At 44.3% G+C, this 25,582-nt stretch carries 21 protein-coding genes; 11 read left to right on the top strand and 10 right to left on the bottom strand.

Annotation, left to right across the window (positions count from 1 at the left end):
• Position 1: 1 nt before the first annotated feature.
• The gene (locus tag Q7J63_RS08430) at positions 2-1,105 is read right to left on the bottom strand and encodes a 6-bladed beta-propeller (RefSeq protein WP_304885389.1); all 1,104 of its coding nucleotides are present in this window, start codon (positions 1,103-1,105) and stop codon (positions 2-4) included.
• Positions 1,106-1,520: 415 nt separating this feature from the next.
• Between Q7J63_RS08430 and recG the strand changes: the two genes are divergently transcribed.
• From recG to Q7J63_RS08410, 4 genes are all read left to right on the top strand, one after another.
• Positions 1,521-3,614, top strand: a complete 2,094-nt coding sequence (recG, locus tag Q7J63_RS08425) for an ATP-dependent DNA helicase RecG (protein ID WP_304885387.1) — start codon at positions 1,521-1,523, stop codon at positions 3,612-3,614.
• Positions 3,615-4,217: 603 nt separating this feature from the next.
• Entirely contained in the window at positions 4,218-4,637 is a 420-nt protein-coding gene (locus Q7J63_RS08420; RefSeq protein ID WP_304885385.1) for a hypothetical protein, read from the top strand.
• A gap of 26 nt (positions 4,638-4,663) precedes the next feature.
• Positions 4,664-5,086, top strand: a complete 423-nt coding sequence (locus Q7J63_RS08415; RefSeq protein WP_019596078.1) for a hypothetical protein — start codon at positions 4,664-4,666, stop codon at positions 5,084-5,086.
• A gap of 283 nt (positions 5,087-5,369) precedes the next feature.
• Positions 5,370-5,561, top strand: a complete 192-nt coding sequence (locus Q7J63_RS08410; protein ID WP_304885382.1) for a hypothetical protein — start codon at positions 5,370-5,372, stop codon at positions 5,559-5,561.
• A 77-nt stretch (positions 5,562-5,638) separates the two neighbouring features.
• Here the strand turns inward: Q7J63_RS08410 and Q7J63_RS08405 are convergent, their stop codons facing one another.
• Entirely contained in the window at positions 5,639-6,742 is a 1,104-nt protein-coding gene (locus Q7J63_RS08405; protein ID WP_304885380.1) for a Gfo/Idh/MocA family protein, read from the bottom strand.
• A gap of 135 nt (positions 6,743-6,877) precedes the next feature.
• Between Q7J63_RS08405 and Q7J63_RS08400 the strand changes: the two genes are divergently transcribed.
• Positions 6,878-7,333 carry a heme-binding protein gene (locus tag Q7J63_RS08400; protein WP_304885378.1) on the top strand — a complete coding sequence of 152 codons (456 nt, stop codon included), beginning with the start codon at positions 6,878-6,880 and terminating at the stop codon, positions 7,331-7,333.
• 79 nt (positions 7,334-7,412) lie between these two features.
• Positions 7,413-8,462 carry a proline iminopeptidase-family hydrolase gene (locus Q7J63_RS08395; RefSeq protein ID WP_304885377.1) on the top strand — a complete coding sequence of 350 codons (1,050 nt, stop codon included), beginning with the start codon at positions 7,413-7,415 and terminating at the stop codon, positions 8,460-8,462.
• Positions 8,463-8,600: 138 nt separating this feature from the next.
• Here the strand turns inward: Q7J63_RS08395 and Q7J63_RS08390 are convergent, their stop codons facing one another.
• A complete protein-coding gene (locus Q7J63_RS08390) occupies positions 8,601-10,235 on the bottom strand; it encodes a carboxylesterase/lipase family protein (RefSeq protein ID WP_304885375.1) in 1,635 nt (544 codons plus the stop codon).
• 99 nt (positions 10,236-10,334) lie between these two features.
• Between Q7J63_RS08390 and Q7J63_RS08385 the strand changes: the two genes are divergently transcribed.
• The gene (locus Q7J63_RS08385) at positions 10,335-11,051 is read left to right on the top strand and encodes an NUDIX domain-containing protein (RefSeq protein ID WP_031327114.1); all 717 of its coding nucleotides are present in this window, start codon (positions 10,335-10,337) and stop codon (positions 11,049-11,051) included.
• A 54-nt stretch (positions 11,052-11,105) separates the two neighbouring features.
• Here Q7J63_RS08385 and solA read toward each other — a convergent pair whose 3' ends face one another.
• The 4 genes from solA to Q7J63_RS08365 form a co-directional block, all read right to left on the bottom strand.
• A complete protein-coding gene (gene solA, locus Q7J63_RS08380) occupies positions 11,106-12,266 on the bottom strand; it encodes an N-methyl-L-tryptophan oxidase (RefSeq protein WP_304885372.1) in 1,161 nt (386 codons plus the stop codon).
• A gap of 293 nt (positions 12,267-12,559) precedes the next feature.
• The gene (locus Q7J63_RS08375; protein WP_304885371.1) at positions 12,560-13,153 is read right to left on the bottom strand and encodes a gluconate 2-dehydrogenase subunit 3 family protein; all 594 of its coding nucleotides are present in this window, start codon (positions 13,151-13,153) and stop codon (positions 12,560-12,562) included.
• Between the two features lie 10 nt (positions 13,154-13,163).
• Complete coding sequence (locus Q7J63_RS08370) at positions 13,164-14,870, bottom strand: GMC oxidoreductase (RefSeq protein WP_304885369.1); 1,707 nt, start codon at positions 14,868-14,870, stop codon at positions 13,164-13,166.
• 274 nt (positions 14,871-15,144) lie between these two features.
• On the bottom strand, positions 15,145-16,653 hold the full coding sequence (locus Q7J63_RS08365) for a zinc-binding dehydrogenase (protein ID WP_304885367.1): 1,509 nt from the start codon (positions 16,651-16,653) through the stop codon (positions 15,145-15,147).
• An 85-nt stretch (positions 16,654-16,738) separates the two neighbouring features.
• Between Q7J63_RS08365 and Q7J63_RS08360 the strand changes: the two genes are divergently transcribed.
• A complete protein-coding gene (locus Q7J63_RS08360; protein ID WP_019596090.1) occupies positions 16,739-18,127 on the top strand; it encodes a dipeptidase in 1,389 nt (462 codons plus the stop codon).
• Positions 18,128-18,427: 300 nt separating this feature from the next.
• Positions 18,428-20,512, top strand: coding sequence for a thioredoxin family protein (locus Q7J63_RS08355; protein WP_304885364.1), 2,085 nt, complete (start codon positions 18,428-18,430; stop codon positions 20,510-20,512).
• A 69-nt stretch (positions 20,513-20,581) separates the two neighbouring features.
• Here the strand turns inward: Q7J63_RS08355 and Q7J63_RS08350 are convergent, their stop codons facing one another.
• A complete protein-coding gene (locus Q7J63_RS08350) occupies positions 20,582-21,616 on the bottom strand; it encodes a phosphotransferase enzyme family protein (protein ID WP_304885362.1) in 1,035 nt (344 codons plus the stop codon).
• 231 nt (positions 21,617-21,847) lie between these two features.
• Here Q7J63_RS08350 and Q7J63_RS08345 point away from each other — a divergent pair, with 231 nt between their 5' ends.
• Positions 21,848-23,623, top strand: a complete 1,776-nt coding sequence (locus Q7J63_RS08345; RefSeq protein WP_026333434.1) for a sodium:solute symporter family protein — start codon at positions 21,848-21,850, stop codon at positions 23,621-23,623.
• Positions 23,624-23,668: 45 nt separating this feature from the next.
• On the opposite strand, the gene gldD is transcribed toward Q7J63_RS08345, so the two are convergent.
• Positions 23,669-24,250: a gliding motility lipoprotein GldD gene (gene gldD / locus Q7J63_RS08340; protein ID WP_026333435.1), complete on the bottom strand. Its 582-nt coding sequence runs from the start codon at positions 24,248-24,250 to the stop codon at positions 23,669-23,671.
• A gap of 75 nt (positions 24,251-24,325) precedes the next feature.
• Between gldD and Q7J63_RS08335 the strand changes: the two genes are divergently transcribed.
• On the top strand, positions 24,326-24,856 hold the full coding sequence (locus tag Q7J63_RS08335) for a DinB family protein (RefSeq protein WP_019596096.1): 531 nt from the start codon (positions 24,326-24,328) through the stop codon (positions 24,854-24,856).
• Between the two features lie 72 nt (positions 24,857-24,928).
• On the opposite strand, the gene Q7J63_RS08330 is transcribed toward Q7J63_RS08335, so the two are convergent.
• Positions 24,929-25,534, bottom strand: coding sequence for a nitroreductase (locus Q7J63_RS08330; RefSeq protein WP_019596097.1), 606 nt, complete (start codon positions 25,532-25,534; stop codon positions 24,929-24,931).
• Positions 25,535-25,582 lie beyond the last annotated feature (48 nt).

Here is a 25,582-nt window from a genome sequence, read left to right as displayed (position 1 = left end):
CCTATAGAAATTTGATTTTTACAATGGCAAAGAGTGCCTCACCCATTAATATATTTTGTAAGTCAAAGGGTAGGTCTTGATTCCCACCGGCAAGCAAGGGGCGTAAATAGTCCAAGTCAAGCACTGTGATCAACCCTTCCTGATACTCGAAATTATAATTCATCAATATAAATTGATACAGGAAAGAAGGGATGTCTTTTCCGAATCCCAAAGCAAATAATTTATCGGATTCAAAATCAAAATACCTAAAATTCGTATCCTCCCCGTTGAGGAAATGGAAAAAAAGCTTTCCTTTTGCGTAAGACATTCCATCCATACCCGTAATGAATTTATCCTCCCCTGAAATTTTAGAGTTGTTAAAAGCTTCAATGGAAAACAGCTTGGATTTAAAATCAAGATTTACCACTGTTTCAACATTACCAGATCCATCCAACTTATAAATGTTATTGTCAAAAGGTGGGGCAAAGTAGGTGTCAGCTCCATTGATCGCATAGTTCCTGATTCTATCCTGCACGAGTATTGGCTCTTCCCTAAAAGGAATTTGAAAAGATTGAACAGTATATTTCTGGCGATCCATATAGGCCAAATTAAAATTTTGGCCATCGTCCATCACTTGTTGCCCCAAATCACACATCATTCCTCCATCATTCACAAAAAGCATGGAGAGAACAGGGAAATCGGAATTTTGACTGCCCAAATACTCCCCGCTCATCGAAAAGCGTTCAAATTTATTTCCCAAGACAAACAACACCATCTCCTCTTTTTGTTCATCAATGATGAAGTCCCAGATCGCCGTGTTTTCAAATGACTTGATGGTCCTCATGTATTCACCAGTCAATCCATACACCTGAACACTTTTGGTGAAAGTTGGGTCAAGAATAAATATTTGGTTTTCAAAAACAGCAATCCTTTCAACCTCACCAAATCCCGAAGAATGGTGGAATTCCAGCGGGATTATTTCTATGTTCTCAATTAAGTCCCCAAAAAAGATTTTTTTTTCGGGATCCATTGCATCGACAAGCGCTGGTGAGGAACTTCCGCATGAAAATGACGCCATCGAACACACAATCAAGCCCATCACAAATACAGATTTTATCCATTTCATTATTTTTTGATTTAAAGACTCTCCCCATTCACACCATAGGGGCAGGCGTAAATCTCCAAAAAGTAAGCTTTACCGGTAATTTAACCTTTCATGAACTAAATTACCACCCACTTATTAATTAATCCTAACTCTTAAAAACAATTAGTCGACTAATCTCAATGTGAGGTGAGAAATAAAAAACAGAACTGTAACCAAAAATTGTCTTGATAACTTGAATCCGGCACGCTTAAACCCGAGATAGGTAAAAACCCACCATGGTTGATCTCCAAAACCAAACTCTTTCCAAGGCACATCCTTGTCCCCAAAGACCCTCTTCTCCAATAGCCTTGGAATAAACTTCAAGATTATGTCAAAAAAGAAGAAATTAATCCCCCTTTCCTTTTTAATTTGAGCCTATAATCCAAACAATGTAACCTTGTTCAGTTTTTTTGATACCAAAATAGAATTCCTCAAGGGGGTAGGTCCCCAAAAAGCTGCCCTGATCAACAAGGAGTTGAATATTTTCACCTTTGGTGAGTTGATCCAACATTACCCGTTTCGATACGAAGACCGCACCCAGTTTTTTAAAATCAATGAGTTGACCGAGGATCTGGAACATGTTCAGATCGTGGCCAAAATCCGCTCGGCCGAAACCATCGGCGAGGGCCAAAGAAAAAGATTGGTGGCCACCATTTTTGACGAAACAGGTGAAATGGAACTGACCTGGTTCAAGGGAATTCAATATGTGGTAAAAAAATTGGTTCCGGGAATCCCCTTTGTTTTTTTCGGGAAACCCAATAAATACGGGAGGAAATTCAGCATCGCACATCCAGAAATGGAAGCCTTGTCTGCTGCCCAGGAAGAAAAAAGTTTCTTCCAACCGGTCTACCCAACCACAGAAAAACTCCGGTCCAGGTTTTTGGATTCCAAAGGGATTTCCAAAATCATGGAGGGATTGGTCACTGCCGCCTTCCCGCAAATCCAGGAAACCTTACCCGGAGAGGTTCTCCAGCGTTTCAATTTGATTCCCAAAAAAGATGCTGTCAAGGAAATCCATTTCCCGGAAAATCCAGAAGTCCTGAAAAGAGCGATTTTTCGGTTGAAATTCGAGGAGTTCTTCTTTATGCAGCTGAGGTTGCTAAAATTAAAGCTCACAAGGACCGAAAAATCCCAGGGCCAGATCCTGAATCAAACGGAGCTGTTGAACGTGTTTTACAAGGAACACATTCCCTTTGAGCTTACCGAAGCACAAAAACGGGTGGTCCGGGAAGCGTATGCCGACATGAAATCCGGAAAACAAATGAACCGGCTGATCCAAGGGGATGTCGGCAGTGGGAAAACCATGGTGGCTTTTATCTGCATTTTGATTGCAATCAGTTCGGGTGCCCAGGCCTGTCTGATGGCACCCACAGAGATCCTGGCCAACCAGCATTATGCAGGGTTAAAGGAGTATGCGGACTTGATGGGGTTGAACATTGCGCTGCTGACTGGGTCGACCAAAAAATCAGCCCGGAAAGTCATCCACGAATCCCTGCTTTCGGGGGAGCTTCCCATCCTCATCGGAACACATGCTTTGCTGGAAGACATTGTTCAGTTCAGAAATTTGGGCATGGCGATCGTAGATGAGCAACACCGGTTTGGGGTGGCGCAAAGGGCCAAACTTTGGGCCAAAAACCCGAGATTTATCCCCCATGTATTGGTGATGACTGCTACACCTATCCCGAGGACACTGGCGATGACACTCTATGGCGATTTGGATATTTCCGTCATCGACGAGCTTCCGGTAGGCCGTAAACCCATACAGACTGTCCATCGCTATGACAAAGACCGTCTAAAAGTATTCGGTTTTATTCGCAAACAAATTCTCGAAGGCAGGCAAGTTTACATCGTCTACCCCCTTATCGAGGAATCCGAAACCTTGGACCTCAAAAACCTCATGGATGGTTTTGAGAGCATTTGCAGGGCGTTTCCCGAATTTCCCGTCAGCATTGTGCACGGAAAAATGAAACCTCAGGACAAGAATTTTGAGATGCAGCGCTTCGTGAAAGGGGAAACCAAAATCATGGTCGCCACCACAGTGATCGAGGTGGGTGTGAATGTCCAAAATGCTTCGGTCATGGTGATCGAAAATGCGGAAAGGTTTGGCCTTTCACAGCTCCACCAACTCCGGGGAAGGGTAGGAAGGGGCGCTGATCAGTCTTATTGCTTGCTGATGACCAAGTATGAACTTTCCAAGGACAGCCGTATCCGGTTGGAGACGATGGTACGGACCAACAACGGTTTTGAAATTGCGGATGTTGACCTCAAATTGAGAGGGCCGGGTGACTTGATGGGTACGCAGCAGAGTGGCTTGATGGATCTTTTGATTGCGGACCTCAGCAAGGATGCCCCGATCTTGACGATGGCAAGGGATGCTGCGCAGCTATTGCTCCAGGAAGACCCAGATCTTTCCCAGCCAAGAAGCGCAATGGTCCTTCGTCAAATCCGGAGTCAAAAGAAGCATGAAATAAACTGGAGCAGGATTTCTTAATAGAAATCGCTTGAACTACTGAATTTGCTCACGCAGATTTCGAAGATAGGAGTAGGAAAGATATTGATTCTTCCAGTACATTTTTATCATAAAATCAGAAATTGTACTCAAGTATTTTTCGTTATTATAAAAATAAATTTTATGTTCTGTTTTTTATGAAATTACAATCCTTTTAGTTTGAAATGGGGGGGGTAAATGTGAAATCCAAAGATAGTCCTGAAATCCACTATAGAAATAGTGCAATTTAGTCGACTATAAACGGATAAGAGGGTTGTTCGTATACCTAATATTTGTGTTTTTGAATTTTAAAGACTAGAATTATCTGATATTCAATCTTTTCACATTTTAAACAACAAATTTTATGGAAGCATTAAGCTTAGAAAAAATGGAGAGTCTAGTCGGAGGGTCTAACTATTGTGACACAGCTTGGATACTGCTTTTCCGGTGGTGGATTTCAGGGGAGTGATGAATTGTATTTACTTCTTGCCTCAAGTTATGCAGCTAATTGCCCAGACCATCTTCCTGGCAGTAATTGAAAAACAAATTTAAAAAGGATGAGCCTTTTGTGCTCTCCTTTTTTATTTTCACTTAAATTAAAAAAAAATGAATTCAATATTAGTTTTAATAATGCTCGTTATTTCCTTCAACAAACCATCAATTGAAGGCAAATGGAAAATGAATCGAAGTGAAGCTTTTGAAAAAATATTGACTTCCAACAATTTTCAAATGCAGGATGAACAACAACAGAAAGCATTGGCTGAAACTTTTAATAAAATCCTTGATGGTTATTATTACGATTTTAGAAAAGACACTGTTTACTTTACTGATTTCAAAAATTATGAATTAGTAGAATTAAAAGGAATCTATTGGATTGACTCAGATACACTGATTATTGGTCAATTTGATAAAATAAAAGTCCAAAAATATTTGATTTCAAAAATCAATGAGAAAGAGTTACATCTAAAATTGATTGATCCTAAAGGTGCTGTTCTAGACATGAGGTGGATGTTTAAAAGAGAATAATTTTATCCATCTAACTAAGACAAAAAATGAGAACAATTTCATTATTGATTACTTTAATTATTTTATTGAATCGTCCCTCAGTAGAAGGCAAGTGGAAAATGGTAAGGGATGAATCCTTTGAGAATATTCTTACCTCTCCCAATTTTCAAATGCAGGATGAACAACAGCAGAAAGCTTTGTTTGAAACCTTTAATAAAATTTTAAATGGATTCTATTATGATTTTAGAAAAGACACTGTCTATTTTACTGATTTCAAAAATCATGAAATTGTGGAATTAAAAGGGATCTATTGGATTGATGCTGATACTTTGATTATTGGTCAGACAAATAAAATATATTTACAGAAATACATAATATCAAAATTAGATGCAAATGAGCTTCATTTAAAGCTTATTCATCCAAAGGATGGTACAGTATTTAATAGCAGGATGATGTTTAAAAAAGAATAAATCTATTTTCTAGTTATTGATGATTAAGACGTTAAAAAAAATCAAATTGTCTCTTTGAATTAGATTATGAAATATTTTTTCCCATTAGCACTGACAGGTATTTGTTTGGGTCTGCTTATTGATTTTCACTTCCTTTCTGAAGAAGTATACTATAGTCATCTCTCAGATAAATTTACCTATACCAGAATTCAGAATATGCTTGAGTTCCGTGGGAAATGGCTTTGGTTAACATACGTCATCGCCACTTACCGGTGCAATGGATCGGAATACTGAAAACCTTGTTTTGGAATTATTGATCAAATTAAAATCAAATATGATTATTTTAGTTGTTACACATAAAATCAAACCTGCATTAATTGCTGACAGGGTTTATATATTAGAGGATGGTCTGATTGTCAAAGAAGGAACAACGAGAGAATTACTTGATGGGGAAAATCTTCTCTCTTCCGCATATAGAGAAATTGTACAGTTTTAGACCGGGACAATTAATTTTTTCCCGCAGATGGCGCAGAATGGGTCTATGAAAATCCGCCTCATCCGCGGGAAAATAAATTAAATCACCACCCTCTTTCCAGTCTCTGCAGATTCCAATATCGCCTGCACGATGCGGATATCCCTCAATCCTTCCTCTCCTGGTACTGGCATTGGTTTTCCTGCCATAATTGCCAAGGCATCATGGTCCATTTGGTTCGCTTGCTGAAATGGCACCTCATAAGGGAAATTGATTTCTCCCAAGGGGCTTTTTCCTTTGTTTCCTGCATAAGATGAGAACGGGGACATTTCGATAGTTCCTTTTTCGCAGGTGATGTTCAAAAAATTGGTGTTTTCAAAAAAGGAGGTTTTGATGTTTCCGATCACGCCACCTGGAAATTCAAGCACAGCAGTTACTACTTCGCCCAAACCGTCTTTGTAGATTTCAGGCCGCTCTGCCCAGACTTTCGCGGATTGGACAGCGATGGGTTCCATCCCAGATCCCAAGCGTGCACCCTGAATGGAATAAACTCCCATGTCGTAAATCACACCACCGCCCATTTCTCTTTTTTGTTTCCAATGATCAGTCCTTCCCTCCCGGTATCCAGCCGCACAATCGACTTTGGTGACTTTCCCCAATTGACCTTCCTTGACGATTTTTTGAAAGGCCAAGGTGTTGGGTTCATGCTGGCAGCGGTAGCCAATCGAAAGAGAAACCTTGTTTTTCTTGCAGGCATCGATCATGGTTTGGCATTCCTCCACAGTCACCGCCATGGGTTTTTCACACCAAACATGTTTGCCTGCATTTGCTGCTCTGACAACATATTCCATGTGCATGGAAGGCGGCAAGACGATATAGATGACATCGATATCGGGATTATTAGCGATCGTGTCAAAGTTCTCATAGTTGTAGACATTCTTCTCGGGGATGTTGTACTTCTCCTTCCAGGCTTCTGCTTTGGAAGGTGTTCCCGTCACGATTCCCGCAAGGTAACAATGCTCGGTTTGCTGCAATCCAGGAGCCAGCAAATCCGTGCTGTAATAGCCCAAACCCACCAGGGCAATGCCCAATTTGTCCTTTTTGGGCGCATTTTGACAAGCCAAGAGGCTAAGTGGTGACAATAGGCTGATTCCTGATCCTAATGTGATCATTTTGAGGGTATCCCTTCTGGAAAAACTCTTCATGGTTTGGTTGTGTTGTGTGAAATCAATAGTTAAAAATGCATGTAGACTTCAATTTAGGGTTTTTAAAAACTTGTTCAAAAAAATTCATTAAATTAGAGTCTTAGTCTCTTTTCCAAAATCATAAAAACCTATTCCATGAAGAATTTAACATTCCTGTTTTTGCTCTTTTTATCCTACCCCTCTTTTTCCCAAAATCATCAACAACCTTACCTCAACCTGGCTGAGGCAGAAAGGATATCCGATGCGGCAGAAGCCCGTGCCCGACAGGACAACTGGAATGTAGTCATTGCCATTTTGGACAACGGAGGGCATTTGTTGTTGTTGAAAAAGATGGATGGCACCCAAATCGGCAGTGTGGAAGTGGCCCAGGCAAAAGCCAAATCAGCAGTGTATTTCAAGAGGTCAACAAAAGTGTTCGAAGATGCAGTCAATGAGGGAGGAAACAGAATTCTTTCCTTGCCCAATGCCATTCCAATCGAGGGTGGTTTGCCTATTTTCAAAGAGGGTATCATTGTAGGTTCCATCGGTATTTCCGGGGTGACTTCGGTGCAGGATGGGATCATTGCTGAAGCGGCCTTGAAGGCACTTTGATTCTATGAGTAGTATTGCCAAAAATCGCATTCTATACATAGGGGGAATTGTTATTTTCCCCGACAAAAACCATGACCTTATGAACAAGTATTTCTTGATTTTTGCTGTGTTAGGTTTTTTTGCCTTTGGCTGTGTCTCGACGGATAAGAAAACGGACGAAAGCGAAACCTTGAGGAATTATCTTGATTTTTCCCAAAGGGATGATCAGTTTACCGGTGGGGTGAAAATGATTCCCATTTCCACCGAAAAGGGAGAATTCAAGGTCTGGACCAAAAGGGTAGGCAACAATCCCAAGATAAAAGTACTCCTGCTGCATGGAGGGCCGGGAATGACCCATGAAATCTATGAATCTTTTGACGGATACTTTCCTTCGGAAGGCATCGAATACATTTATTATGACCAATTGGGCTCCTATTACAGCGACCAACCTGAGGGAGATGAACTCTGGACGACGGAGAGATTTGTCGAGGAAGTGGAGCAGGTCCGTCAAGCGCTGAATTTGGATAAGGATAATTTTTATCTGTTTGGACAATCCTGGGGCGGAATCTTGGCCATTGAATATGCCTTGAAGTACCAGGACAATCTCAAAGGACTCATTATTTCCAACATGATGGCCAGCATTCCGGAGTACAATGCCTATGCGCAGGAAGTTCTGGGACCAAAATTGCCTCCTGCCGTTTTTGCTGAAATCCAAGAGATTGAAGCCAATCAGGATTTTGAAAATCCGAGGTATGAGGAATTGTTGATGGAGCACCATTATACGGAACATGTTCTCAGAATGCCATTGGAAGAGTGGCCTGAAAATATCAACAGGGCCTTTAAACACCTCAATTCGAATGTGTATATACACATGCAGGGCTACAGTGAATTTGGCATTACAGGGGATGCTACTTTGAAGGAATGGGATAGAAAGGCGGATTTACCAAAAATCACCGTTCCTACATTGGTCATCGGGGCAGAACATGACACCATGGACCCCAAGCACATGGAGTGGATGTCTACTCAGGTAAAAAACGGACATTACCTCTATTGTCCAAATGGTAGCCATCTCTCCCAATATGATGACCAAAAAACCTTTTTCAAAGGATTGATCCAATTTGTGAAGGATGTGGACAAAGGGACGAGATAAAAAAATGACAATTGACATTCCATGAGAGCGTGGCTTTGATTGGAGTATAGAGAAGTTTAAAAAAGACAATCGCTTTGAATATTGAATTCAAAGCGATTGTCTTTTTATTTTGATGGTGTAATCCACCAGCTGCATTTTTTATTTATTGCCGTAGGCCTTGTCCAAGAAAAGATATCGGGCATCATTATTTGCCTTCATTACCTTTGATTCCGTATCCAGGATCATTACCGGAGGATTTGGATCTGCCGCTTGGGCAGCCGGCCATTCTACCTGATCGTTTCCGTTTGGATTGCCGGTTTTGATGAAATTGGCGAAGTAATTTTGCATCACTTCGGAGACCTTATAATCGTCTGCTGTCCAGGCAAAATCCTTGACCAAATGGAGATTTCCCATGCAATATTCTATTTCGCAAGCATGGGGAGCACCGATTGCCTCCGGCATTTTGGCACCTGAATCATTGGAAGTAGTGCCTCCGGCAAGTCCGGTCGTTAGGTTTTGATCGACCAAAGGCGGACGAAGCTTGCTGTACAAATACCGGTAAACAGGTTGATCAGAATTTTTTCGGTGCAGGTCAAACCATTTCCAGGTACTGTATGCGATAAATCTGTCAGAAGCCAAATCAGTAGCCGATTGTTCGATTTCCTTTGCCGACCCGTAAGGATAAAGTTTCAAGACTTCCGCATGGTCATTTGGATAGGCTTCTTTCACTTTATCAATGTAGTTTTTTTCGTCATAAGGAGCACCTTGCATAAATGCCATTCCCGGGATTTCTGCCGAATTCCATCCCAATAGCAAAGGGACTTGCGCCTGCTCTCTGTTGTTGAAAATTTCCGGAAGGGTTTTGGGCAAGAAATATCCATCCAATGCAATCGGAAATCCAAATCTTCCCGACTCATTATAAATCTCATAGATGTCCCTTGCAGGGAGTTTTCGCAGCTCGGCGATCGATGAAATGCCGGCCTTGGTGACAAATTCAGCACCTGCTTTCTCGGCTTCTGCCAAAGATACCGGAGCCAAGGTTGGATGGATTCCTGCACCGCTTTCTCCAATGGCACCTGCTATCAGGCCTTTGGCCAAGGGAGACGCCATTTGGTAACTTACCGCGATGGATCCTGCAGATTCACCGGCAATGGTTACCTTATTGGGGTCACCTCCAAAGGAAGCAATGTTTTCCTTCACCCATTTCAATGCTGCCAATTGGTCCAATAGACCATAATTTCCAGATGCTTTGTAAGGCGCTTCTGCACTCAATTCAGGATGGGCAAGGAAGCCAAAGACATTTAATCTATAATTGACCGTCACAGCGACGATTCCTTTCTTAGCCATGCTTTCTCCATTGTACCTCGGCTCTGCTCCGTCACCGGCTACAAAACCTCCACCAAAGAAGTAAACCAAAACCGGAAGGTCTTTCGTGTCTCTTTTGGCCGGTGTCCAGACATTGAGGTAGAGACAATCTTCACTCACCCCGTCGGACCATGAATTCATGTCTCCGAACACGACAGTCTGCATGGGTCTAGGCCCAAACTTTTTGGTCTCTTTTACTTCCCCCCAATTTTCCATCGGCTGAGGCGCTTTCCACCTGAGCGCCTCTACCGGAGGTTGGGCAAAGGGAATTCCGAGGTAACTTTGAATGCCCGAATGGGTGTCATAATCTCCTTCGATGACACCAGTGGTCAGCGTGGCTTGCACAGGGAAACTGTTTTTCCCCTGTGCAAATGCCCCAGCACAAGAAAGGAGAAGTAGGCTCAAAATATAAAATGCTTGTTTTTTCATGTTGAATGGGTTTACTATTGTCTCAATATGAAACAATAGTAATTGGATTTGAGGATAATTCCTACTTACTTGGCAACAATTTACAATCCTGAACAAAAAATGAGTCTTCCTTTAGAAAACGATTTTATTCCACACTTGGCTTTTGATTCGGTGATTTTTGGGTTTTCGGGAGAAAAGTTGAAAATCCTCCTGATGGAATACCACAATACGGCCTGGCTGGCGCTGCCCGGAGGATTTGTAGGGAAAAATGAAAATCTCAATGACGCTGTCAGAAGAGGCCTCCAGGAGCGGACGGGATTGGACAAAATCTATTTGGAGCAGTTCTATACCTTTGGGGATTTGGCCCGTTTCAAGCCCGAGATCATGCAGACCATTTTGGCAGCCAATGGCCACCAGGTCGCGGCGGAAAATTGGATGCTGGATCGGTTTGTTTCTGTGGCTTATTATGCCCTGATCAATTACCATGAAGTCGAGCCAAAACCGGATGCCTTATCGGATTCCATCGCTTGGTATGATGTAGACGCCCTTCCGGAATTGATCTTGGACCATTCGGAAATCGTCAAGAAGGCTTTGGAAACTTTAAAATCGAATATAGACAGGAAATTGGTCAGCATGAACCTTCTTCCGCCAAGGTTTACAATCAAGGAATTGCAGCAGGTATATGAGGCGATCTTGGGCGAAAAACTCCGCAGAACGACCTTCCAAAGGAAAATATTAAGCTTGGATATCCTCGAAAGACATGAAAAATTGTACAGCGGAAAATCACACAAAGCACCCTTTCTCTACAGTTTTAAGGGAAATCAAATGGGGAATTGAAGATATAAATGCCTTAATTTTTTCGCCAAAGGATTTTTCATCCAACCCACGTTCTTATTTCCGGAGAAATGGCTTCAGGTCCACTTTCGTGGTCTTTTCCAAAAGCTGTTCGGCAAGGGCTTCCCCAAGTCCAGCAGAATGCTTGAATCCATGGCCACTACAGGCAGAGGCGATCAGGACCTCAGGAAAGTCGGGCATTTCATCGATCACAAAATTGGCGTCGGCAGTCATGGTGTAGAGACAGACCTTCGAATCTACAATCCGATTTTCAATCCCATGGATTCTTCCGGATATTTTTTCCTTCAAAAACGCAAGCTGTTCCTCGCTTGTCACTTCTCGGGAAACGGTATCCGGATGCCCTCTTTCCATAAATGATTCTGATGCCATTTTAATGGTCTGGCCGTCCAGGGATGGGAATCCATAGAGAAAATCTTCCGGATTTTCCCCAAACCCCCACATAAAAACAGGGGTTTTCCCAAGCTCAAAAAAGTCCTTGTTTTTAGGGATCCAGTGCAAAAGTTGCCGACAGATTTTAAAATGGCTTTTTTCGGGTGCCGGCAAAAAATCCTTGATCCAGGGTCCTGAGCTGATAAGCGCCTTCCCCGCTTCAAAATCCCCATGGTTGGTCCGGATCAAAACGCCTCCGTCGGAAATGGGCTGTACACCGAATACTTTTGTATGGGTTTTGATCACCGCCCCATTTTTTTCAGCCAATGACAACTGAAGGGAAACCGCAAGTTCTGGTTTAAGAATCCCCGCGGACGGCTCAAAATACACCTTGCCTTCATCCTCCAAATTAAATTCCCTGAACCTTCTTTTCAGTTCCCGGCCATCAAAAACCTCATGTGGAATATTTCCTTCCTCAGAAAACTTGACGGTTCTGGCAAAAAAACCTTCCGATCCGTGTTTTGACCAGCTTTTTCCTCCTGAATCAAAGAGCAAACCGCCTGTGGTGATCATGACTTCCTGCCCGGTTTCCCTTTCCAGCTCGCGCCAGATTTCATGGGAGCGTTTGACCACCGGGACAAAATCCATTCCCTCACCAACAGCCAAGCGGGTGATCCTGGATTCGCCGTGCGTCGATCCCATGGTGTGGGGCGGGGAAAATTGATCGATACCCAAAATTCTTTTACCCGACTTACTCAATTGCCAAAGCGCCGAGGAGCCCAAAGCCCCCAAGCCAATCACTGCGATATCAAATGGTTTTCGCTGCATTTTGAAAGATTATTTTTCCAGAAGGGTACAAAAATAGAAAAAATCAGATGCGGAACCATTGGGTTCAGGCATGTCGGTTGGTCTAAAATGCTTCCTGTTTTGACAAGTAGGCATGAAAAGAGGGAGAATGCTTTTGTGGGCAGGTTTTTCAAGCCCATGGAATTTGGAAATCAACTGATTCTTGACCTTTTTTTCTAGCGGATTCCATTTCCTTAAAACCCAGGTTTTCTTTACAAAAATCCATAAAACAAAAAACCTTCTCTGTCCTGAAGACTTCGAAGGTTTTTTGTTTGCTATTCGGTCCAGATTTTCCCGACATCGCTGTAGGGGATGCATCCCTCGTAAGGTCCGGGAATGGGATTGTAGGCGAGTATTTCCTTGCCCACTTTTTCGGATTGAAAATAGCCCATCAAGGCCAATTCCTTCATCATCCTGTAGAAAGGAAATTCTGTGGGTTCCCCAAAGGAAAATCCCCACATCGAACCGGGAAGCGGTCCGGATTTTTCCTCGTATTCACGGATAAGTTGGTCTTGCTGTTCGGCACTGCCCTTGGTGAAATCTTTTCCGAAAGCAGTATTTGCAGCGGCATTAAAACTATCCAATCCTCCGGAAAATCCCTTTTGGATGTCTTCTGGGAAGACTTTTTGTAGCATTTTATCGATAAACTGGTCTACGCCCACCTCCAAAGCGCCCGGTGTTTCGGTCTTCGGGAGGATTCTGTCCACAATCGCGGAGAGGGTTTTGGCTTGTGTCTCGGAAAGCACCTGTGGGATCCATGTCAATTTTGCTCCTGAGTCGCAGGATTGCATGAGGGCAGCCACCGTAGAACCGGTAAATGCATAGCCCAGTATCATTGCGGTGCCTTTGAGGGCTTCTCTTCTGTTCATGGTCATGGAATTAAAGATTGTTGCGGTTGATTTCCTTGGTTACATAATCGACGGCCCTTGCGGTCATGGCCATGTAGGTAATGGAAGGGTTTTGGGTTCCCGAAGATGTCATGCAAGCTCCATCGGTCACGAATACATTTGGCACGGAATGGACTTGGTTGAAACCGTTCAAGACCGATGTCTTTGGGTCTCTTCCCATTCTGGCCATCCCCATTTCGTGTACGCCTACACCCAAAGCGCCACTGTTGTCATAGGTATGGACGTTTTTCAAGCCTGCGGCTTCCAGCATTTCGGCGGCATCGGATTTGATGAATTCCCGCATTTTCATTTCGTTTTCTTTGTATCCCGCATCAAACACCAATTTTGGAAGTCCCCACTGATCCTTTTGGTTTTGGTCGAGATACATGAGGTTGTCATGGTAGGGCAATACTTCGCCGAATCCGGTCATGCCAAATCCCCAAGGACCGGCCTGCATCAATCCGTCTTTGAATTCTCCTCCAAAATCCTTCTCGTTGGCACCTCGGCCCCAGCCTCCACGGCTTGCGCTGCCTTGGTAACCATAGCCACGTAGAAATTCACTTGTCTTGGTCTGTTCGTTGATGTTCCTGAACCTCGGAATGTAGATCCCATTTGGGCGTCTGCCTTTGTAATACTGGTCTTCAAAACCATCAAAAGTACCCGAAGCACCCAATCTGTAGTGATGGTCCATGATGTTGTGTCCCAATTCCCCGCTGTCATTGCCCAGCCCATTTGGAAAGCGATCGGAGGTGGAATTGAGCATGATGGCAGCCGTTCCGGGGGCTGATGCGTTCAAAAAGATTATTCTTGCATAATACTCGATCATCTCCTTTGATTCCCGATCGATGATCCGGACGCCGGTGGCTTTTCCGGATTGCGCATCATAGATGACCGAGTGCACCATGGAGTTTGGACGCAGGGTCATGTTTCCAGTTTTGGCCGCATCCGGCAAAGCAACGCCATTGCTGCTGTAATAGGCGCCGTAAGGACAACCTCTTGAGCAACGGTTTCTGGATTGGCAAGCGCCGCGGCCGTTATGGGGTACGGTCAGGTTGGCTACCCGCCCGATGGTCATGTTCCGGTAATCAAATTTGCTTTCAATTTCTTTTTTGATGTGCTTTTCCAGGCAGTTGAGTTCCATCGGGGGTAAAAAATTTCCATCCGGAACATGGGCAAGACCCATTTTTTCTCCCGAAACCCCTATGTAATTTTCAACATAGCCGTACCATGGCTCCAAATCCTTGTACCGAATCGGCCAATCCACAGCAATCCCTTCCTTGGCATTGGCCTCAAAATCCAAATCAGACCAGCGGTAACACTGTCTGCCCCAAAGCAAGGACCGACCACCGACTACATCTGCCCGTATCCAATCAAAACGCTGCTTTTCCTCATAGGGATCGGCTTTGTCATTGTGGTAAAAATGTTTGTTTTCTTCGCTGACAAAACCGCTTCTTGCCTGGATATAATAATCTTCGCGCTCACTGTGGGTGAGCCGATTGTTGTTTTCAAAATCCCAAGGATCCTTGTTCATGGTGGGATAATCCTCCACATGGGTGACCAATCGGCCCCTTTCCAGGACAAGGGTTTTCAGGCCTTTTTGACAAAGTTCCTTTGCCGCAAATCCACCGCTGATCCCGGAGCCCACCACGATGGCGTCATAGGTGTTTTCAGCGACTGCTTTAATATTGAGGTTACTCATTGGGGGTCTTAGGGTTAAATAGGTTTTAGATGATGGAAATAGGGATTCAAATTATAAAAAATGAAGGGAATAAAAAACCGCTATTTTTTTGAAGTCAAGAAAATATGGGGATTGGGTAAATTACGGGCAGTGGCAGCATCGCTTCTCAATTATTTGTCAATAACATTTCGTTTAACCCGGTTTTCTTCGGGTTTCAATTTATTCTTCTTTTTAAAAAAACTAATCCCTGGGAATCTGGATTTCCTACGGAAATAAAAACCAGATCGGCTTCATTTTACCTTATCAAGGTAATCAACTCTGCCACACAAACTGGCTTCTCCGAACCCCTGGACTCCATTTCGGCATGGATAAATAGTTTGAATCCGCCATCATTGGTTTCCTCCACATTGATCAATCTTGCCTTTAGCCTAACCTGGTCTCCTGAATAAACCGGTGCTGGGAAGCGCACTTTGTTTACGCCATAATTGAGGGCCATTTCGATTCCCTCCAATGGAAGCAAATCAACCAATAACTTGGGGACCAAGGAAAGCGTGAGGTACCCGTGGGCAATGTTCTTTCCTCCGGGCAAGAGGGCTTTGGCTTTTTCGGTGTCCACATGGATCCATTGAAAGTCATCCGTGGTTTCAGCAAATTTTTGGATGACCTCCTGGGAAACCGTTGTCCAACTGCTGATCCCCAATTCTTGTCCAACATGCTTTTTCAAATCTCCCAAAGTTTTGAAGGAAATAGGTATTGATGCATTGGATCCAATGGGTTTTGTATTCTGGGTTAGCGATTTTTGAATGGCTTTCTTTTCTTCTTCCCAATCGCCAACCTTGACGATGGCTTTTCCCATCACTTTTCTATCCAAAAGTTCCTGTAGGGCATTCGGGGCGGATTCCAAATCATAGACTTTGTGGATGTGCTGGCTGATTTTGCCCGACTGGATCATGGACAGCAACTCCATGATATTTTGCTGGTTTTTTTTAGGTTCTTCCTGGGAAAATCTTCCCCAAAATACGCCCATTACCGCACAGCCTTTCAAGAGCACCAGATTGAAGGGCAGCTGCGGAATGTCCCCGGCAGCAAAGCCCACTACCAAATACCTTCCTTTCCAGGCCATTCCCCGCAATGCTGGTTCGGCATACTTTCCCCCGACCACATCCAGCACCACATCCACTCCTTTTCCCTCCGTGATTTCTTTTATCCTTTTTTTGAGATTTTCCTGCTCATAGTTGATCCGCTCATCAGCTCCCTTTGCTTGGCAAATGGCCAGTTTTTCGGCTGAGGAGGCTGCTGCGATGACTTTTGCACCCATCGCTTTCCCGAGCTCGACCGCTGCCAAACCCACTCCGCCGGAGGCGCCAAGCACCAAGAGGGTTTCACCCGCTTGGAGAATTGCCCTGTCTTTTAGCGCATGGTAGGCGGTGCCAAAGGTGTAAAGCGTCGAAGCGGCTGTCAAATAATCCAGATCTTGAGGAATCGGGAAGATCCTGTCTGCTTTGACCACCACTTTTTCGGCAAATCCACCCCAGCCACAAAGCGCCAGGACCCTTTGGCCCTTTTTCAGGTTTTTGACTTTTGTCCCGACGGCTTCCACCAGGCCGGAGACTTCCCCACCGGGTGAAAATGGCAATTCCGGCTTGAACTGGTATTTGTTCTGAATGATCAGGATGTCGGGAAAATTCACGCTGCAGGCTTTTACCGCAATGAGAACCTCATCCTCTCCGGGAACAGGGATTTTTTTCTCCGTGTAAATCAGTTGATCGGGCAAGCCAAACCGGGTGCATAGTATCGCTTTCATATAGAAAAATTTTGGTTAAAATAGGCAATTCCTTTTTTAAAACGTAATTTTGAGGCCTTCATTCGACAACAGAACAAACCCATATATGTCAGTAAAACAGTATATTCAAGACCATCAGGAGAAATTTCTAAACGAACTTTTTGACTTGTTGCGCATTCCTTCGGTCAGTGCCGATCCCAAATTCAAAGGGGATGTATTGTCCGCTGCCGAATTTGTGAAAGATAGCCTGATCAGCGCAGGAGCCGACAAGGTGGAAGTCTGCCCAACTGCAGGTTATCCGATTGTTTATGGCGAAAAAATCATTGACCCAAGTCTTCCAACCGTGTTGGTTTATGGCCATTATGATGTGCAGCCAGCGGATCCTTATGATTTGTGGGATTCCCCGCCATTCGAACCCGTTATCAAAAAAACCGAAATGCACCCGGAAGGCGCCATTTTTGCACGCGGATCTGCCGATGACAAAGGCCAGTTTTTCATGCACGTGAAGGCTTTTGAAGCGATGATGTCCACCGGTACTTTGGCCTGTAATATCAAGTTTATGATCGAGGGCGAGGAGGAAGTTGGCTCGGAAAACCTGGATATTTTTGTAAAGGCAAACAAGGAAAAACTGAAATCCGATGTGGTGTTGATTTCCGATACCAGCATGATTTCGATGGAAACCCCATCGATAACGGTGGGCTTGAGAGGATTGGCGTATATGCAAGTCGAAGTGACTGGGCCAAACAGAGATCTTCACAGTGGATCTTACGGAGGAGCTGTTGCAAATCCGATCAACATCCTTTGCAAGATGATTGCGTCAATGCAGGATGAAAACAACCACATTACCATTCCTGGTTTTTATGATAAGGTAGAGGAATTGTCTTCCGAATACAGAGCTGAACTCAACAAGGCTCCTTTCGATCTGGAAGAATACAAAAAGCTTCTGGCCATCGACGATATCCATGGAGAAAAAGGCTACACCACACTTGAGCGCACCGGCATTCGTCCGACCTTGGATGTCAATGGAATCTGGGGCGGTTATATTGGAGAAGGTGCCAAAACAGTGCTTCCTTCCAAAGCCTATGCGAAGATTTCCATGCGATTGGTCCCCAATCAAGAGCACAAGGAAATCGCGCAACTCTTTGAAGATCATTTCAAATCCATTGCGCCAGCTTCGGTGAAAGTGAAAGTCACGCCACACCACGGCGGCCAACCGGCCGTGATCCCGACAGATTCTGCCGGATACCGCGCGGCACAAGGCGCCGTCATGGAGGCATTTGGAAAAAAAGCCATTCCTACACGTGAAGGAGGTTCCATTCCGATCACTTCTTTGTTCCAGAAAGAACTGGGATTGGATCCGATTTTGATGGGATTCGGCTTGGATACCGACGCCATCCATTCTCCGAATGAGCATTACGGTGTGAAAAACTATTTGATCGGCATCGAAACGATCTCTTTGTTTTTCAAACATTTCAAGGAAGAAGCTTCCAAATAATGCTATTCCCGTTTCGCCAGATCATTTTCTCAGTGGTCTGGCGAAACGGGATTCTTTAACCCCAAAAACACATTGGGTTTCCTATTGGGGTTGAAACTGCAAGTAAATCAGACTATTTGGTCCATAACCTCTATTGCCGATAAGGCCAAGGACGAAATTGTAAACCAAGACTGATTATCAAACAATTTCAGGCTGCAATAGAATCAGTACTGCATGATACGGGTTAAACCCTCCATTTTTAGGAACTAATCTCCGGTATTTCACCTTTACCAATCAGTTTAGCATACACCATCATCCGAAATGGCAAAAACAATAAAAATATTCCTGGTTTCCACTTTTTTGACTTTGCTTGCTTTCCAGTCTTTTGGACAGCTTATCAAGCCACCCAAATGGGACATCAAGCTTTCCACGCAAGCGCTCCAAGTCGGTGAGGAGGTGGAAATCATCCTGAAAGCCACCATTCCGACCAATTGGTATATCTATTCCAATGATTTTGATGAAAACGTGGGGCCAATCCTCACCAGCCTTTCCTTGGAAGGTTCCAAAGGAATTTCTGCTGCAGAAAAGTTAAAGCCCATCAACCCCAAAAAGAAATTCGATGAGGTATGGGAAGGCGACGTCACCTACTTCGCTGGCACGGGCGAATTTCGTCAGAAAATCAAGATTATCGACCCAAACATCTCCCTGAAAGGAACAGTTGAATACCAAATGTGCTCCGATATCACGGGGCAGTGCATTCTTTATGAAGAGGATTTTTCGATCCAGGCTCAGGCCAAAACCGCTGCTGCGACCAGCCCAACTGCTCCGGAAGTGGCTTCTCAAGATTCGGAACCAGTAAATCTTGGGATTGAAGCGGAGGAAGGGGTTGAAGAAACGGAGATTTCGGAAACGAGTACTACGGCCCCAGACACCACCGAAAGATCCTTTATTTCTTTGGACTATGAAGACGAAACTTCTGGTCTGATCGGTTTTATGTTCATTGCCTTTTTGGCAGGACTGGCAGCTTTGCTGACCCCCTGCGTTTTCCCAATGATCCCGATGACGGTTACCTTCTTCACCGGAAGGGCAAAATCCAAGATAGCGGGAATCAGGAATGCCTTTATATATGGGTTTTCCATTATTGCCATTTATACCATTGCCGGCACTGCGGTGGCGTCGATCCAAGGCCCTGAGTTTGCGAACTGGCTTTCGACACATTGGGTGCCGAATGTATTTTTCTTCCTGGTGTTTATTTTCTTCGCCATGGCCTTTTTGGGGATGTTCGAATTGACCTTACCCAGCAGTTTTGTGAACAAAATGGATGAGAAATCCGACAAGGGAGGAATGACGGGCATTTTCTTTATGGCCTTCACCTTGGTCTTGGTTTCCTTTTCCTGCACCGGACCCATCGTGGGTTCCATTCTGATCAGTTCGGCGGGTGGGGCATTGCTCAAACCGATTTTGGGGATGTTTGCATTTTCTTTGGCTTTTGCCATTCCATTTACTTTGTTTGCGATTTTTCCGGGCTGGTTGAATTCCTTGCCGAAATCAGGCGGCTGGTTGAATTCCGTCAAGGTGGTTTTGGGATTTTTGGAACTGGCCTTGGCATTCAAATTCCTCTCCATAGCGGATCAGGTGTATCATTGGGGACTTTTGGACAGGGACATTTACCTTGCGATTTGGATTGTGATCTTTGCCTTGTTGGGGGTGTACTTGCTCGGCAAACTCCGGCTTGCGCATGATTCTCCAATGGAATATCTCGGCGTTCCAAGATTGATGGCGGCGATTGCCACCTTTGTATTTGTGGTGTATTTGATCCCCGGATTGTGGGGTGCTCCTTTGAAAGCCTTGAGCGGCTACCTTCCTCCGATGTCCAGCCATGATTTCAATATTCTGGAAAACAGAGGTGAAGTTGCGGCGGAAACCACACTGGATGAAATCCCTAAATATTCAGAATTCCTTCATTTTCCACATGGAATCCAAGGATACTTTGATTATAACCAAGCATTGGCTGCGGCCAAAAAGCAAGGAAAACCACTTTTCATCGACTTTACGGGCCATGGTTGTGTCAACTGTAGGGAAATGGAAGCCAGAGTCTGGTCAGATCCGCAGGTGCTTAAAATCCTGAAAGAGGATTTTGTGATGGTCGCTTTGTATATCGATGAGCGTTATGAATTGCCGGAATCCGAATGGTACACTTCTGAATATGACGACAAAGTGAAAAAAACAATCGGAAAGCAAAATGCCGATTTCCAAATCACCCGTTTCAACAACAATGCCCAGCCCTACTATGTCCTGCTGGACCACAATGCCGAATTGCTGATAAGGCCCAAATCCTATGACAGCAGTATCCCGGGTTTTATCGCCTTTTTGGAGGAAGCGAAGGCGGAATTTGGAAGAAGGTAGGACGAGAGGGCCGAAACCGAATATTGGATGTTTGGATGAATTTGACGGTGGAGTGGCGTAAACAGTTTCTTAGGATTGTTTAAGATTGGACATCGCTTTCAATAGGATCATCTGGTTTTTGGCGCGGTGGAGATTCTGGTCAGGATAGTGGGTGGTGTAATACATGTTTCCCCGCAGATAATCCGCAAGGAAACGCAAACCCATAATATAGGTCATCATCAAGCCTCCAAACGGAAGGGAGTCCAATTCCTCCCTTGTGAAAAAATCCTTTCCAGCCTCCGCAAAACCTGAGAACAGCCCCTTATATTTTTTTTGGTCAAAGCTGATATTCTCCCAATCTGTGGAGGACTCTTCCTCGGTACATGCCACTGTTCGGACCAAATCCCCAAAATCAAAAAACACATATCCGGCCATTAAGGTGTCCAAGTCGATCACGGCATTGACCTTGGAGCCGTCTTCCGAGAAAATCAGGTTGTTGATTTTGGTGTCGTTATGGGTCAGCCTTCTGGGCAATATTTTTTTCCATTCCAAATATTCTTCCACCAAGGAATACTGTCCGAGATAAAAGTCCACCAAGTCTTTGAGTTCACCCTGGATCTCCAATTTGGTTTCGGACAAGGCTTCTTCCAATTGCTGATACCGGAATTCCAGGTTGTGGAAATCCGGAATTACTTCCTGCAATGCGTTTGGATCCACATCCTTCCCTGCGATAATCAATTCAGCAAAGGCCTTAGCTGCCAAAAAAGCCTGTTCTTCACTTTTTACCTGATTGACACAGTCCCCAAAAACAAAAGGAGAAAGCCTGAACAAGCTGTTTTCGGTTTTGGTAAACAGTTCGCCTCTCAGGTTGACGATTGGCAAAGGAAGTTGAAAAGAAAGCGAGGAACGATCCAAATCCCGAAGGACCAAAGCCTGATTGTGTGAAATTCTTTCGGGAAACTGAAAAACGCTTTGGTTGAACTGTTGTAAAATGTAGCGGCTCCCTTCAATATCGACTAAAAATGTCGCGTGGATATGCCCTCCCCCGAATTTCTGGATTTGAGAAGGGGCGATAGACAATCCATATGCTTGTTCAATTGTCTTTAACCAAGGGTAATTGCTCATAGAATGATTTTTTTTCTTGCTGGCGCAAAGTTAATTCAATCCCCATAAAACAAAAGACTGATAAAATTCAATATCTTGACCGAGATCAATTATTTTCATTCCTCAGATTCCACTTTTGCAATTCCTAAATAATTTTTTACCTTAGTGAAATTTATTAAGGAAGTTTAGAATAGAAAATAAAAAAAATCAATAAACAAACACAAGTTTTCATCCTGAAAAAACAAAAAGCCAATGAATATATCAATACTTGACTGGGGCATTATACTCGCCTTTTTTGTGGTTTCCATGTTGATAGGTGTGTACACCTCCAGAAAAGCGGGTTCCTCGGCGAAGGAATTTTTTCTTTCCGGCAGAAACATGCCTTGGTGGTTATTGGGTGTATCCATGGTGGCCACGACCTTTTCAGCCGACACACCCAATTTGGTGACCGATATCGTGAGAAAGGATGGCGTCTCGGGCAACTGGGTCTGGTGGGCTTTTTTGCTCACGGGGATGTTGACGGTATTCGTCTATGCCAAGCTATGGAGAAGATCGGAAGCCACGACTGATTTGGAATTTTATGAATTGCGATACGGAGGAAAGCCTGCTGCTTTTCTTCGGGCATTCAGGGCTCTTTACCTCGGTGTTTTCTTCAATGTGGTCATCATGGCCACTGTTTCCCTTGCCGCCATCAAAATAGGTGGCATTATGCTCGGCTTGAGTCCCGTCGAAACTTTGCTTTTGGCCTCTGTGGTCACTGTGGTCTATAGTTCTTTGGGAGGATTGAGAGGCGTTTTGCTGACCGATTTTTTCCAGTTTTTCATTGCCATGGCAGGTTCCATTGGCGCAGCCTATTACATCCTCGATTTGCCTCAAATCGGATCTTTGAACAATCTGCTTACCCACCCCAATGTCTCTGACAAACTCTCCTTGATTCCCGATTTCAATGATTGGAACACGGTGATCCCACTCTTGATCATGCCTTTGGCCATCCAATGGTGGGCAACTTGGTACCCGGGTGCAGAGCCAGGCGGCGGAGGTTATATCGCACAAAGGATGCTGTCTGCAAAAGACGAGAAAAACGCCATCGGTGCCACCTTGTTTTTCAATATTGCCCATTATGCCATGCGTCCTTGGCCATGGATCATCATTGCCCTTTCGTCCTTGATTATATTTCCACAGATCAGTGACATTCAGACGGCATTCCCGAATATTCCTGCAGACAAATTGGGAGATGACTTGGCCTATTCTGCGATGCTGACTTTCCTTCCCAAAGGTTTGATCGGTTTGGTGTTGGCTTCTTTGATCGCGGCGGTGATGTCCACACTTTCCACGCACCTCAACTGGGGTTCTTCTTACGTCGTGAATGATTTCTATCTCCGATTCCTGAAGCCGGAAGCGACAGACAAGGAGTTGGTGGCTGTGGGAAGAATCTCCACCGTTTTGCTGATGGCAATGGCCGCAATGCTGGCGCTGTACCTTTCGAATGCCTTGGAGGCCTTCAATATTTTGCTCCAAATCGGTGCGGGTACGGGATTGATCTTTATCTTGAGATGGTTTTGGTGGAGGATCAATGCCTATACAGAAATCTATGCGATGATCATTTCCTTTGCCGTGGCCATTTTCTTTGAAGTCATCAATCCAAGAGTGGAATGGGTCCTTATTCCCGAAAACCAAGCTTATTTGAAGCTGCTTTATGGGGTCGGCATTACGACTGTGGGCTGGGTATTGGCCACGTTTCTGACCAAGCCCGAAAAAGAAGAAGTTCTGCTTTCTTTCTACAGGAAAATCAGGCCGGCATCATTTGGCTGGAAAAAATTATTGGATAAATATCCTGCCGAAAAACAAGAACAAGGTCAGCTTCCCATGGAAATAGGCTTGATGCTGGTGGGGTCGGTCATGATCTATTCTGCGTTGTTTGCCGTAGGATATTGGATTTATGACAATACCCCTTATGCGATGATTGCCACGGCAATTACGGTCGCCGGTGGATTGTTTATCATCATGAGTTGGAAGAAAATGAAATAAAAAAATGAAATCCTGCGGGTTGAATCGTTCAATCTGCAGGATTTTTCAACGTTTTTTAAACTCAAGGGTATTCATCAAATGGGCCATGTCCACCTTGATGTATTCAATGACAGGTGCCAAGGAATCGTTTTTCATGGCGGTATTGAAATAAAGCGCACCTCTCAAAAAATTGCTTGTGGAATCGGTGACGAAAAACTGAAACTGGGTGGGCACTTCTCCGCTGAGTTCGGCGATCACTCCCGTATATCCTTTTGGCGTCAGCATGATGGATTCTTCAATCCCATAAGCCTTGATCTGGTGCTTCGCCGTCAAATTGATGGCGTCCTTCAAGACTATTTTCAGGTCCTTGTCCTTGCCGCCCAAAGGCAAATAAGTGAGGTGGACCTTGGCTCCCATTTCCCTGTAATTGAGGTTGATCCAGGATTTTTCTGATAAATTGAAAGAATCAGGTTCCACGGTTGCGTATTTTGAAACCTCAAATTGATAGGGGAGTACCTCCTCGACCGCAGTAAATGCGTGTGCAGGCAGGTCGATCCTATTGTACCCTTTTGGCTTTGGGAGATAATCGCTTTCGCAGGAAATCAGCACCAATGCCCCCAACAAACAGATTAAATTCCTTTTTCGCATAATTCCAAAGTTATCGAATTGGTTTGATTTGCGGATAGGAAACAGGATATTTATGGAAGAATCAAAAAACATACTATGAAAAACAAAAAAAATATTCTCACGCTAGCATTTGGGCTATTTGCCTATTTGCTCACAGGAGCCGCCTCAATGGCGCAGACGACGATGGAAGAATTTATGGCCAAATGGGAAAATGGAAAAGAGTTTACTCTGGAAGTGGTAGACAAAATGCCGGATAATTTGCTTGACTACAGGCCTGAGGCTGAAGCGATGAGCTTCAAGGAGCAAGTTACCCACATCTCTTCCAGCATCGTTGGCATCAGCAAAGGATTTTTGCTAGGCGCAGAACCCGGTTTTGCTTCAGATGCAAAACCGCAAACCAAGGAAGAACTGAAGGCATTTGTTACGGCTTGTTTTGATTATGGAAAAAGCACTTTCAGCAAATTGACCGAAGCGCAATTGAACGAGCAGATTGATTCGTTTGCAGGAAGAGTGACCAGGAGACAAATGGTCGGATTGGTCGATGACCATGCTACCCACCACCGTGGCGCTGCGATTTCCTATATCAGGGCAAATGGCATTACGCCTCCGGCATTCAGGGGATTATAAAAAACCAGTTTCTTTTAATGCAAAAAGGCTGTGGATTGTCCACAGCCTTTTTGAGTATATCGCTTCTGGGTTTTATTCTTTCACCCAAGTTACTTTTTCTGCTATCGGTTTTCTTTTTCCAGCAGGCCAGTTGTCAGTTGCCGGTTTGGCGATGTAGAAAAATCCCATCAACATGTCTTCTTCGCCGAGATCAAAATATTCCTTTGCCTCAGGCCAAAAAGTAAGGCCGCCGGTGCCCCAATACGCAGCCAATCCATGAGCAGAAGCAGTCAAGTACATGTTTTGGACCGCCATGGCCACAGAGGCAATTTCCTCCATCACCGGCAGGTTTGCCCTCATGTCCCGCTTCATCATGATGGCGATGATATGGGAAGCTTTCAATGGATTTTCCTTGAACTTGTTGAAATTGGCTTCCACGAAGTTTCCGTTTTTTTCAGCCCTTTCCTTGTAAACCTTGGCGGTCAAATCCCCCAATGTTGCCAATCCTTTGCCCGAAAACACGGTAAAACTCCATGGTTCGGTCAGTTTGTGGGTTGGGGCCCAATTGGCATTTTCCAGCATTTCCTCGATGATGGCGTCATCCACAGGATCATTTTCCTTGAATTGTGCCAGGAACATGGACCTACGCCCCCGTATGATTTTATTTACTTCTTCTATGTTGAATGTCGGTTTTTCCATTGTATTGGTTTTAACCACAAATATAGAGAATCCTGTTAGGATGCCGAA

It is taken from the genome of Rhodonellum sp. (assembly GCF_030656585.1).
In the GTDB taxonomy this organism is placed as follows: Bacteria; Bacteroidota; Bacteroidia; order Cytophagales; family Cyclobacteriaceae; genus Rhodonellum; species Rhodonellum psychrophilum.
Note: the sequence above shows the minus strand (reverse complement) of the source record. Positions and strands in the feature narration are given on the sequence as shown.